This window comes from Flavobacterium sp. (genome assembly GCF_029945805.1).
GTDB lineage: Bacteria > Bacteroidota > Bacteroidia > Flavobacteriales > Flavobacteriaceae > Flavobacterium.
On sequence record NZ_JAQSDH010000012.1, the window covers coordinates 21,517 to 34,272 of the forward strand.

The 12,756-nt window shown below is 35.3% G+C and carries 12 protein-coding genes; 4 read left to right on the plus strand and 8 right to left on the minus strand.

Translation table 11 applies throughout. The features are described from left to right. Nucleotides 1-7: 7 nt before the first annotated feature. The 4 genes from PSU83_RS02885 to PSU83_RS02900 are packed head-to-tail and all read right to left on the minus strand — an operon-like array spanning nt 8 to nt 4,671. On the minus strand, nt 8-1,312 hold the full coding sequence (locus PSU83_RS02885; protein WP_300586504.1) for a (Fe-S)-binding protein: 1,305 nt from the start codon (nt 1,310-1,312) through the stop codon (nt 8-10). Between the two features lie 3 nt (nt 1,313-1,315). Continuing rightward, nucleotides 1,316-2,293, minus strand: a complete 978-nt coding sequence (locus tag PSU83_RS02890; protein WP_300586506.1) for an MlaD family protein — start codon at nt 2,291-2,293, stop codon at nt 1,316-1,318. Between the two features lie 51 nt (nt 2,294-2,344). Next, nucleotides 2,345-3,517 carry an N-acetylmuramoyl-L-alanine amidase gene (locus PSU83_RS02895; RefSeq protein ID WP_300586508.1) on the minus strand — a complete coding sequence of 391 codons (1,173 nt, stop codon included), beginning with the start codon at nt 3,515-3,517 and terminating at the stop codon, nt 2,345-2,347. A 17-nt stretch (nt 3,518-3,534) separates the two neighbouring features. Beyond that, complete coding sequence (locus PSU83_RS02900) at nt 3,535-4,671, minus strand: N-acetylmuramoyl-L-alanine amidase (protein ID WP_300586510.1); 1,137 nt, start codon at nt 4,669-4,671, stop codon at nt 3,535-3,537. A gap of 180 nt (nt 4,672-4,851) precedes the next feature. Between PSU83_RS02900 and PSU83_RS02905 the strand changes: the two genes are divergently transcribed. The 4 genes from PSU83_RS02905 to PSU83_RS14760 all read left to right on the plus strand — a co-directional run bounded on the left by PSU83_RS02905 (nt 4,852) and on the right by PSU83_RS14760 (nt 9,637). Further along, nucleotides 4,852-7,470, plus strand: a complete 2,619-nt coding sequence (locus PSU83_RS02905; RefSeq protein WP_300586512.1) for a putative LPS assembly protein LptD — start codon at nt 4,852-4,854, stop codon at nt 7,468-7,470. A gap of 81 nt (nt 7,471-7,551) precedes the next feature. Further along, nucleotides 7,552-7,938 carry a RidA family protein gene (locus tag PSU83_RS02910; protein WP_300586515.1) on the plus strand — a complete coding sequence of 129 codons (387 nt, stop codon included), beginning with the start codon at nt 7,552-7,554 and terminating at the stop codon, nt 7,936-7,938. A 127-nt stretch (nt 7,939-8,065) separates the two neighbouring features. Next, on the plus strand, nt 8,066-8,869 hold the full coding sequence (locus tag PSU83_RS14755; protein ID WP_363319852.1) for a cation:proton antiporter: 804 nt from the start codon (nt 8,066-8,068) through the stop codon (nt 8,867-8,869). An 18-nt stretch (nt 8,870-8,887) separates the two neighbouring features. Further along, nucleotides 8,888-9,637, plus strand: a complete 750-nt coding sequence (locus PSU83_RS14760; RefSeq protein ID WP_363319853.1) for a hypothetical protein — start codon at nt 8,888-8,890, stop codon at nt 9,635-9,637. Between the two features lie 30 nt (nt 9,638-9,667). Here the strand turns inward: PSU83_RS14760 and PSU83_RS02920 are convergent, their stop codons facing one another. The 4 genes from PSU83_RS02920 to gap all read right to left on the minus strand — a co-directional run bounded on the left by PSU83_RS02920 (nt 9,668) and on the right by gap (nt 12,743). Next, nucleotides 9,668-10,171, minus strand: coding sequence for a hypothetical protein (locus tag PSU83_RS02920; RefSeq protein ID WP_300586518.1), 504 nt, complete (start codon nt 10,169-10,171; stop codon nt 9,668-9,670). 89 nt (nt 10,172-10,260) lie between these two features. Continuing rightward, complete coding sequence (locus PSU83_RS02925; protein ID WP_300586521.1) at nt 10,261-10,635, minus strand: methylglyoxal synthase; 375 nt, start codon at nt 10,633-10,635, stop codon at nt 10,261-10,263. Between the two features lie 101 nt (nt 10,636-10,736). Then, nucleotides 10,737-11,588, minus strand: coding sequence for a BadF/BadG/BcrA/BcrD ATPase family protein (locus PSU83_RS02930; RefSeq protein WP_300586524.1), 852 nt, complete (start codon nt 11,586-11,588; stop codon nt 10,737-10,739). A 144-nt stretch (nt 11,589-11,732) separates the two neighbouring features. Then, nucleotides 11,733-12,743 carry a type I glyceraldehyde-3-phosphate dehydrogenase gene (gap, locus tag PSU83_RS02935; protein WP_300586526.1) on the minus strand — a complete coding sequence of 337 codons (1,011 nt, stop codon included), beginning with the start codon at nt 12,741-12,743 and terminating at the stop codon, nt 11,733-11,735. Between the last annotated feature and the right edge of the window lie 13 nt (nt 12,744-12,756).

Consider the following 12,756-nt stretch of genomic DNA (forward strand, 5'->3'; position numbering starts at 1 on the left):
TCAATATTTATTCATTTTTCCAGTTTAATCTATCTTGTTGGTTGTATTGCCACGGCGCGCCATTGTTCTCAATGTTGGTCATCATCGCATTTAAGGATTGAGGTGCCGCACTTTGTTCCATTACCAAATACCTTCTCATGTCGATGATAATGGATAATGGGCTGATATTAACCGGACATTCTTCCACACAAGCGTTACATGACGTACAGGCCCAAAGTTCTTCTGGCGTAATGTAATCATTCAACAGCGCTTTATTATCGGGAACAAAAACACCTTTGTTGGCATCGATATTTTTTCCTACTTCTTCCATTCTATCACGCGTATCCATCATGATTTTGCGTGGTGACAATTTTTTACCGGTAATGTTTGCTGGACAAACCGATGTACATCTTCCACATTCAGTACAAGTATATGCGTTCAGCAATTGAACCCAATTCAAATCTTGAACATCGGAAGCTCCGAATTTTTGTGGAACCGCATTGGGATCGGCAGGCTGAGCTGCAAAAGGATCAGCAGTAGGATCCATCATAAGTTTTACTTCTTTGGTCACACTTTCTAAATCATCCAATTGTCCTTTCGGATTCAGATCGGCAAAATAGGTGTTTGGGAACGCCAATAAGATATGTAAATGTTTTGAATAATATAGGTAATTTAGGAAAACCAAAATTCCACAAATATGAATCCACCAAGCGACTCTTTCAATAATTTCCACCTGTATTAGTGAAAAGATTTCTGGCGAAGGCGTCAAGAATTGCGAAATAACATTTCCGGAATTCATTGTTTGAAATTGAAGATCAAATGCGTTCATAATCAAGAACAACGACATCAAAACTACTTCGAAATACAGAATATAATTGGCATCATTTTTAGGCCAACCCGTCAAATCAGAACTTACAAAACGCTTCAATTTGATTCCGTTTCTTCTAATCCAGAAAACTATTACAGCAAATAAAACCAATACTGCAAGAATTTCAAAAGAACCAATTAGAAAACCGTACAATCCGCCAAGGAATGAAAATATTCTGTGGGTTCCGAAAAGACCATCAATAATAATTTCAAGAACTTCTAAGTTAATAATTATGAATCCAACATAGACTATTATATGGAAAAAACCAGCGATTGGTCTTTTAATCATTTTAGATTGCCCTAGCGCAATCATGGCCATATTTTTCCAACGTGCGGATGGATTATCGGTTCGGTTTACGTCGCGACCGAGATTGATATTGCGTTTCAGTTTGATTACATTTTTAGTAAACAAACCAATTCCCAAAATAAGAATTATAGCAAAAAGTATGTTATCAATATACATCATGGCTTAAGGTTTCTTTATGTAGATACTATCTGTTTTGGTTTCAACTGTTGGCACTTTATAAGGTTTGTTTTTCTTTCCGAAAAGAGAAACGTTGACATACCGTGTCGGATTCAAACGTAAATCCTGCAACAATAATTCAAGTTCTTTTGATGTTTTATTGAAATTATTATACAACGATTCATCTTTTGCCAATTTACCCAGTGTACCTTTGCCTGCTTGAACATCAGACATTATTTTATCAACGCTTGCCAATGTTTTTTCTAAGCTTTTCACTGTTTTCCCAATATTTGCTTTAGACAACGAATCAGACAGTTTCGCAAAATTCGCTGAAGCTTTATCTACATTTGTCATAGTGGAATTAAATTTCCCTTTATTATCAGCTAACAATTCGTTGACGCTTTTTGAAGCAACTTTAAATTCGGCCAAAGTTGCATCTAGATTAGCGATACTACTTTTCAAGTTTTCTTTAGTTTTAGCATCAAAAATAGAATTCACATTGAATAACAATACGTCTGCTGAGCCCAACATTTTATCGACTTTTTCTTGAAGCGGCGTTAATTTATCTACTACTAGTGAGGTCAAACCTGGTTTTACATCAGAAATTAAAGTCATTCCAGATTCGGCTGGTGCTTTATCTTGAAAATTAGGAATAATCATAATTTGCTTACCCCCAATTAACCCCGGCTCATAAATAGCCGCAACACTCGTTTTTGAAAAAGGAAAGTCATTTTTGATTTGTAATTCCACCTGAATTTTTCCAGCAGTATCGAGGAATTTGATACTAGCGACTTTACCAACGATAAGTCCATTAATGGTTATTGGAGCTGAATTTACCAACCCTTCCACGTTATCGTACTGAACATAAAACGTTTTATAGTTGGATAGTAAATCTCTTCCTTTAAGGAAACTATAACCCCAAATAAATAATAAAATAGAAGCAATAACTAATATCGCGGTCTTAATTTCTCTAGTGACTTTCAATGGTAGATCGTTTTTGGCAAAGTTAAAATAAATAATTAAAACTCCTTGTTATTATTGTCTTAATGCTTCTTGAACAGAAACTTTCTTACCGTTTTTAAAAGCGATTACAAAGGCAGATGCATATCCTTTTGCTTTGGCTTCCGATAATAGCCTCCGAGCTTCTTCATAGTTTGTTGTTTCACCGTACATATACTTGTACAAAGTTCCTTCATTTGATACAGAAATTTTACTCAAACCATTAAAATTGCTTGGTACAGGATCTAATTTTGTTCCACTCGCAGATAGTTGTATTTTAAATGTTGCTATTCCGGTAGTAACAGGCTCTGACTTAATTATTGGTTTTACGTCAGGTTTTTTTACTTCCGGATTTTTTACGGTCGGTTTTGATTTTGTCGAATCCATTTTTTTGACTTCAATTCGGTCTGCTGGCTTCACCACATCGTCATCAGCACCTTTTCCAAAATATTCTTTTTTGTAACTGATGATTGCAGTAGCAATGGATTCCGCAACTTCTTGCTGCCCTTGCTCTGAATCCAATCTTGCGCCTTCAGCTGGATTCGATATAAAACCCATTTCTATTAAAACTCTTGGCATGTACGCTTTGTGCAAAACCATATAAGGAGCTTGTTTTACGCCGCGACTTTTTTTACCAACATTTAAAAAATGTTCTTGTACTTTTCCGGCTAAAGCTATACTTTGATCAAGATACAATTCCTGAGCTACAATCATTCCGCCATAGGATTCAGCAGAATTAGGATCAAAACCTTCGTACTTTTGCTTGTAATCTTTCTCTAAAGTGACAACCTGATTTTCTCGCTTTGCAGCTTCAAGATTGGAAGCATTTTTGGACATACCCATAACATACGTTTCACTTCCATCGGCCACCATATTTTTATTAGCATTGCAATGAATAGAAACAAAAATATCAGCATTGGCTCTGTTGGCAATATTAGCGCGTTCTACTAAATCAATAAACTGATCGCCTTTACGGGTGTAAATAACTTGTATGCCCGAGTTTTTTTCCAGAATCCGTCCTACTTTAAGAACAACTGCTAGAGCAATATTTTTCTCAATATGTCCATGATGCACGGCGCCAAAATCGTGATCACCATGACCGGCATCTAACGTAACTTTAAATTTTTGTGAATAGGCTTTAGTAGAAATACACACCAAAATAGTGCATAGTACAAATTGTATAATTTTCGTATTCTTAAGTAGTCTCAAAATTCTCTTTTAATTAATTATTTTATCGATGATACTTTACCATCAGCAAATACTACGATAAAGGCATCTGGAAATCCTTGGTTTTTTGCTTCAGCACTCATTTTCTTTGCATAATCAATATCATAAGATTTTCCGTAGTAATATCGGTATAATCCATTTTGAAAAGTAAAAGAAATCTCTTTTAATCCTTTGAAATCATCTGAAAACAAATCCCTCTTTTTTGATGTGGCAAAAAGTTGAATTTTATATATGCCTTTACCCGGTTCTATATTTACTACTTCATTTGGTTTTGAAATTGCAGTATCAACGATTTCTTTCGGTTGTTCAGTAACATATTTTTTAACAACTGGTTTTATTTCGTCCTCACTTGTATAAGGTTCATTGAAATATGTTTTTTTGTAGTGAATGATAGCATTGGCAATTTGACGTGCCATTTCAGTTTGTCCCTCATCTGAATCAAGATATTCGCCTTCTTGTTTATTGGATAAAAATCCCAATTCAATCAATACACCAGGCATTTTTGCAGCATCCAAAACCCATAAAGGTTGTTGTTTAACTCCTCTAGTTTTTCTGCTTAAATTGTTGGTAAAATTATCTTGGATGGTTGAGGCTAAACTAATACTACTGTATAAGTTATCCTCTTGCTTAATTTTTAAACCTATTAGATTTTCCGGTTTTGATGGGTCAAATCCTTTGTATGTGGTTTTATAATTATCTTCAAGTAGTATTACGGAGTTCTCTTTTTTAGCTACTTCTAAATTCATATTGGTTCTTGAAAGTCCCATAACAAATGTTTCCGTTCCTGATGGAATTTGATTAACAACTGAATTACAATGTATGGAAACAAATAAATGAGCATCGAGTTTGTTAGCAACTTTTGGGCGATCGACTAATTCTATAAATTCATCTGTTTTACGAGTAAAAGTGACCTCTATATCGCTTTCTCTTTCTAAAAACTTACCTACTTTAAGCGTTGTCTTCAATGCAATTTCTTTTTCAATAAATCCGTGGTACGAATTTCCAGGATCTTTTCCTCCATGACCTGCATCCAAAACCACCACAAATCTGTTATTTGATGATTGTCCGCAAACATTTAGTATAGTAAAAAACAAAAGTGTTGTAAAACAGCTTTTTATATTATTTAAAAATCTCATAGACCTAATGTTAATTTTAATTAAAACCAAAAGGTTAAAATATCAATATTTCCTTATTTTTGACCAAAAATATTGTTTAAGTTTGCTTTGTCAAAAACCAAGCCATACTTCTACAAAAATAGTACTAAACCTTTGCAAAGAAACTTATTTTATATCGTTTTTTTAACAATTTTCCTAACATTGGGAAACACAAAAACATATTCGCAAGAAGGAACTCCAAATCGGAAATCTTTTCCTGCTAAGAATCAAGAAACTACACCCGAAAACGCGACCATAATCGAACCGCAACTTACCAAAGTGGTTGTTCCAGACAGTTTGAAGAAAAAGCCACTGCTTGAAAGTAAGATTAAGAGAAAAGCGCTTGATTACGAAAAAATAGACCAAAAGAAAAAAACGATTACACTTTACAATAAAGCGGAAGTTTATTATCAAGATATCGAATTAAAAGCGGGCATCATTGTTATTGATTACGAAAAAAACGAAATCTATGCAGGTCGAATAAAAGATTCTCTAGGCAAATATTCCCAAGCTCCTGTTTTCAAGCAAGGAACAAACGTAGTTGAACCCGACTCCATTAAGTTTAACACCAAAACAAAAAAAGCGTGGGTTTTGAATTCGAGAACCGAACAAGGAGAATTTAAAATTAAAGCTGAATTTACTAAAAAAGAAAACGATTCCGTCTACTTTATGAAAGGTGCGCGATTTACGACTTCTAAAGATGTTGATAATCCTGAATATTATTTTAAAACCAATAAAGTAAAATTTGTTCCTGGAAAAAAAGTAGTAATTGGTGTTACTAATATGGTTATTGCTGATGTTCCCACTCCAGTAGCGTTGCCCTTTGCTTTTTTTCCAATGAGTGAAAAAAGCCGTTCGGGATTGATTATTCCGTCGTATAACGATAGTAATACTAGAGGTTTTTCACTGCAAAATGGCGGTTATTATTTTGCACTAAGCGATAATTACGATTTGGCAGTGCTAGGAGATTATTACACTAATGGAAGTTATGGTATTAGATTAGAGTCGACTTATGCCAAAAAATATGCGTTTATGGGTAATGTCAATGTGCGCTTTGAAAATTTAATCACAAGTGAAAGAGGCTATCCCGATTATTCCAAAAGTAATATCTACAACATTCAATGGTCGCACACTAAAGACCCAAAATCAAATCCGAATTCGCGATTTTCTGCTTCTGTAAATCTTGGAACAAGTAAGTATTACAGACAGTCCATCAATCAGGTAAATATTGGTGGTTCGTTAATAAATACACTTAGTTCATCTGTTTCGTACTCAAAAACGTTCAATTCGGTTCCACAAGTAAATTTATCCTTGTCGGCTACGCACTCACAAAATACAAATACGGAACAAATCAACATGACATTGCCAACCTTGCAGCTAAGTGTTGATAGAATATTCCCTTTTGCTCCAAAAGATGGAATCAAAAAAGGATTTTTCAAGAACATCAATTTACAATATAACTTACGTGGCGAAAACAGAATTGCCACTACCGATTCGCTATTCTTTAAACCGCAAATGTTTAGAGACGCCAAAATTGGTTTCCAACATTCAATTCCGTTAAGTACGAATTTCAAAGTCTTTAAATATATTAGTGCTACTACATCGGTGAATTATAACGAGGTATGGTATTTAAAAACCATCCAAAGACAATATGACATCACTAAAAATGAGGTAACTGATACCGATGTCCAAGGATTTGATGCTTTCAGAACCTATTCGGTTAGTGCAAGCTTAGGAACAACAGTTTATGGAACTTATAACTTTGGCGAAAAGAAAAAAATACAAGCGATTCGTCACGTGATGCGTCCCAATGTTTCCTATAGTTATACGCCAAGTTTTTCTAAATATTATGACACGTACGATTCTGATGGAAGCGGAACCATGATAAAAGAGTACACGCGATTTGATAACGGAATATTTGGTGCACCCGGAAAAACAATGTCCAATAACATTGGATTTAACTTGAGTAATACTTTTGAAGCCAAAGTCACCGATAAAGATTCGACCAAAACGGAGCCAAAGAAAATCATGTTATTAAACAACTTGAACTTTTCTACAAGCTATGATATCACTGCTGATTCCTTAAAATTAGCTCCACTGCGGATGAGTGGTGGAACGCAATTTTTTAATCAAAAAATGAATATGAACTTTGCTGCGACGCTGGATCCGTATGCGATCAATAATGCTGGCCGGAAAATTAATACGTGGAATATTGACAACGGTGGAAGTTTGTTCCGAATGACTAGTGCTAATATGACGCTGAATTATGCGTTTTCAAGTAAAGATATTTCAGGTAAAGAAAATGAAAATACACAAGGAAAAAGAAATGGTGGCCGAGAAGACGACTTATTTGGAACTAACACCGATTTAGGCGACCGACGACAAAGCCAATTTGCAGCGGATGACGAAGACAAACCAGACACAACCTCTGATTTATTCAAATATGAATTACCTTGGGACATGACGCTCGCCTATTCGTTAACGTATTCGAATACGAATCGAGAGCAAAAAATAACCGGAAATTCATTAATGGTTTCTGTAAATACTGATCTGACGCCCAAATGGAAACTAGGGGTTTCAACAGGATACGACTTTGTTCAAAAAGGGGTTACGTTTACTCAATTCCGATTTGAAAGGGATTTACTAAGTTGGCGAATGGATTTTAACTGGGTTCCTTTTGGAGACAATAGTTACTGGGGATTCTTCATTGGTATTAAAGCCGGAGTGTTGAGCGATATTAAATATGATAAACGTAACCAGCCGAATCGAACGCTTCGATAGAAGTTAGAAGTTAGATTTCAGAAGGTAGAAGGTAGAAATTAGATTTCAAAAGTTGGAAACTATATTTAAAAACTAGAAGTTATGAGTAGTAAAACAATAATATTTACAAATAAAGCACCTGCGCCAATTGGACCTTACAACCAAGCAGTTTTGATTGGAAACACCTTATATACTTCGGGACAAATTGCTTTAAATCCGACAACAATGGAATTGGTTATGGATGATATCGAAACCGAAACCAAACAAGTAATGGAGAACATGAAAGCAGTTCTTGAAGCAGCCGAAATGACTTTCGACAACGTTGTAAAAACAACAATTTTCATTATGAACATGGTTGATTTTTCACGAATTAATTCGGTTTACGCAACTTATTTTAACGAAGCTACCGCACCTGCACGCGAAACAGTTCAGGTTGCTGGTTTGCCAAAAGGAGTCAACATTGAAATTTCGATGACTGCGGTGAAATAAGTGATCGGTAGTCAGAAAGCAGTAAACAGATACTCCCAAGTTCCCACATCTTCAGTTACTTTTATTGGTTTCAAACCGTAAAACTAATTCCAATTTTATGTTTCTATCCTTTTACACCTAAAGCACTATGCTAGATAATTTTCCATTTTACTTAATCCTAATCTTTGCCATCGTACTGATTATGATGATTGCCGATAAAATTAAAGTAGCCTACCCTATTCTCTTAATTATTGCCGGATTAATTATTAGTCTTATACCTGGAATTCCGAACATAACCATTGACCCCGAATTTATTTTCTTAATTTTTCTGCCGCCTTTATTGTATGAAGCAGCGTGGACAATTTCATGGAAAGAACTTTGGCATTGGCGTCGAATTATTCTAAGTTTTGCTTTTGTTGTAGTGTTTCTTACCGCCTTATCTGTGGCTTTAGTAGCGAATTATTTTATCCCTGGCTTCGGTTTGGCCTTAGGGTTTTTATTAGGCGGAATTGTATCTCCTCCCGATGCCGTAAGTGCTGGAGCGATTTTGAAATTTGTAAAAGTACCCCGTGCAATATCCTCAATTTTGCAAGGTGAAAGTCTTTTAAACGATGCTTCTTCCCTAATTATTTTCCGATTTGCCTTGGTTGCGGTTAGCACTACCCAATTCATTTTTGCAAAAGCAGCTATCAATTTTTCATGGATGGTTGTCAGCGGAATTGTCGTCGGGCTTTTGATCGGATGGATTTTTATGAAACTACACAAATACCTGCCTACAGATGCCAATATGGATGTTGCCTTGACACTCGTTATGCCGTATATCGTTTACTTAGCGGCAGAGGAAATGCACAGTTCAGGAGTTTTAGCAGTAGTTACAGCTGGATTGTATTTATCGCACAACCGACATTCTTTTTTAACCAGTGCCTCGCGTGTACGCGGTTATAATGTATAGCAAAGTCTTGTTTTTGTCATGAATGGTTTGGTATTCACACTCATCGGACTATCGCTACCTTCGATTACAGCTGGAATTGAAGGAGTTAGCTTTTACTCCGCTATTGGCTATGGCGTGCTGATCACTTTTGTGATTATAATTGTACGAATACTATCTGCTTATGGCGCTGTGGTTATTACTAAAATTGCTAAAAGGTACATTACGGTAGTCGATGTTAATCCGGGCATGAAAGGGCCGTTCATATTGGGCTGGGCCGGAATGCGAGGCGTAGTTTCATTGGCCGCAGCCTTATCTATTCCAGTAACTTTAAATAATGGAAATGCTTTTCCGCAGCGTAATTTAATTTTATTCATCACATTTATTGTCATACTGTTGACATTAATGCTGCAAGGATTAACATTGCCCTATCTGATCAAAAAATTCCACATGGTTAGCGTTGAAGAAGATGCGGAGGATGAGAAAATGTACCGAGTAATTAAGCATGAATTGTCTGAATTTGCATTGAATCATTTAGAAAAAAACTATGGGAAAGCACTCGAAGAACAGCCCATTCTTAAAAAAATAGCGGACAAATGGAAAGACAGTAAAATGCTTACTGAAGATACGGATATGACTTCCGAATGTAAAATAATCTACATCCGAATTCTTCACGAACAAAGGAAATGGTTGATTCAAAAAAATAAAAAAAATGATACTATAGATGAAGGAATCATCAGAAGGCACTTGCATCAGCTGGATATGGAAGAAGAAAAAATGAGGTATCTTTAGAAGTAGGCAGAAGATAGAAATTAGAATTATTTATTCGCTAGTAATCTGGAGTTCCACTTTGAACTTACCAACGTACGGATTGTCCGCCATGAGGGAATGACCAATTACCAACATATGCTTTCCAGTCTGTTTCAATTCTAAATTTAGATCCGTTCCGAAGGGCCCGTCAGCAGTTTGATTTGGAAACACAATCTGGTTGAAACGGATATTTCCTTTTTCGGTTTTGGTAACAATTTTTGCCTTGAGTTTTCCTATTTTGTCATTTTCAAACTTAACGTAAATTCGGGGATGAATTGAGTCTATCAAACCTTCAACTGTAAAAAGTCCTTTTTTATCAATAAAATTCAAATAGATGGTATCATCAATCTGTTGGTTTTTAACTTTTGACTTGTCATTTACTGAAACAATTGTATCTGAGATAGGAACTGGAATTATCTCCTTCTTATCCTTTTGGTTACACGAAACAAAAAATATCGAAACCACAAAAATAATTGAATAGCTTAATTTTGGATGATTAAAAGTGAGGATTGACATGAGATAGGTTTAGTTGTAATCAAATATAGTACTACTAATAAATAACATGTTACACAATTTTAGTAGGTTTTTTATATAGTTAAAGCTTTTTACTTCATCTCATCCAACCCCAATAATAACAACTGCGCAGTAGCTTCATTGGTTGCTAACGGAATATTGTGCACGTCACAAATTCGGATGAGCATGGAAATATCGGGTTCGTGAGGATGACTGGAATTTGGATCTTTAAAGAATAATACCATTTTAGTTTTTCCTTCTGCAACTCGGGCTGCAATTTGAGCATCACCACCTTGGGGTCCAGAAAGCATTTTCTTGACTTTAAATCCAACTGCTTCTGCTTTTCCACCTGTGGTTCCGGTGGCCACGAGTTTAATGTTTTCTTTTAAAAGAATTTCTTTATTCTTGTTCAAAAACTGAACCATGTCAGCTTTCTTTCCATCGTGAGCAATTATTGCAATTTCCATTATATTCAGTTATTTAACCGCAAAGAACGCAAAGTTTTTCGCAAAGTGAGCAAAGAAATTCTTTGTGCTTGTCATTCTCTCGAATGACAAAAAAAGAGTTATTACTTATTCAAAATATGGTACGCAATCAAACCGTCAATAGGTCTGCGTAATACATTACCAATTTTGATGTCATATTTATTTAACATTGCGGTTAATTCATCTTTAAGATAAAAGGCAATGGAACCTACAAAATGTACCGGAACTTCTCTACAATTGTCAAATTGCATGATGTAGTTTTTGGTAAACGATTTCAATTCCTTTTTTATGATTTTTTTGCAAAATTCATTATCCTTATGTTTAATAATAAATTTGGCAAACGTGGCTAAGTAGGCATTCGGATTGGCTTCTTTATATAAATTGGCTTTGATGTAATCGGCATCAAGATTGTATTCTTCTTCAAATTCTTTAGCAAGATCTTCTGGCATATTGTTGAAATAATAACCGCGGATTAAATGTCTTCCGAAACGATTTCCAGAACCGTCATCCATAGCAATATAACCTAAAGATTGAACTTTTTGATGCAACATTTTACCATCAAAATAGCTGCAATTAGAACCAGTTCCAAGGATGCAAACTATGGCTTCCTCATCTTTTGGAGTGGTAGCATAAACTGCCGCATACGTATCTTCATGAACTGAAACAACAGCATTTTTGAAGTACTCTTCAAATAGTTTAGTCAAAAAGTTCTTCATTCTGTCAGTTCCACAGCCCGCTCCGTAAAAGAATAGATGGGTGACTTTGTCTTTATTATGTGAAATATCAAACTTATCGTCAAGGCGACTGATAACTTCTTCTTTGTTTAAAACTTCTGGGTTTAAGCCCAATGATTGCGTAGTGAAAAGTACTTTCCCATTATCATCAATGGCAATCCAATCGGCTTTGGTAGATCCACTATCCACTAATAATTTCATAATTAATTTGAGAATTACGGATTACGAATTACGAATTTGCATTAGATACAAAGTATAAAACTTAATCCTTTTTATTGTTTTGGTTTAGTAAGTTTAGGAAATAAAAAATCCCACAATCGGTAAAGATAGCAGGATTGTTACTTTTTATTTTAAGCCAGCAATATGAACTGACAAATCAATTAATTTACTTGAGTAACCATATTCGTTATCGTACCAAGAAACTAATTTGAAGAATGTTGAATTCAGACCAATTCCGGCTTTAGCATCAATAATAGACGTACGAGAATCAGAAATAAAATCTTGAGATACGACATCGTCTTCCGTATAACCAAGAATACCTTTCATCTCATTTTCTGAAGCTTTTTTCAGTACGGCCATGATTTCTTCGTATGAAGTTTCTTTAGCAACTTTTACGGTTAAGTCTACTACAGAAACGTCAATAGTAGGAACGCGGAATGACATACCTGTTAATTTTCCGTTCAATTCTGGAATCACTTTTCCCACTGCTTTTGCAGCACCTGTAGAGGATGGAATGATATTTACACTTGCCGCACGTCCGCCTCTCCAGTCTTTTTTAGAAGGTCCGTCAGCCGTTAATTGAGTGGCGGTAGTAGCGTGAACTGTAGTCATTAATCCTTCAACAATTCCGAAATTATCATTAATTACTTTGGCTAGTGGTGCTAAACAATTTGTTGTACAAGAAGCGTTTGAAACAATCGTATCTGACGCTTTAGCTTGCATATGATTTACGCCCATTACAAACATGGGAGCATCTGCAGATGGTGCGGAAATCACTACTTTTTTTGCTCCACCATCAATGTGCGCTTGAGCCGTTTCTAAAGTGGTGAAGATACCTGTACATTCTGCCACTACATCAACATCAATGTCTTTGTCATCCCATTTCACAAGTTTTGGATCTCTTTCAGACGTTACACGAATATGTCTGTCGTTTACATAAAGTTTTCCTTCTTTCACTTCTACTTTTCCAGCAAAACGACCATGAACAGAATCATATTTTAATAAGTAAGCCAAATGATCTACTTCTAATAAATCGTTAATGGCAACTACTTCTACATTATCTCTGTTGTAAGTTTCTCTGAACACTATTCTTCCAATTCTTCCGAAACCGTTTATTCCTAATTTTACTTTTGACATTTTATTTTTTTCT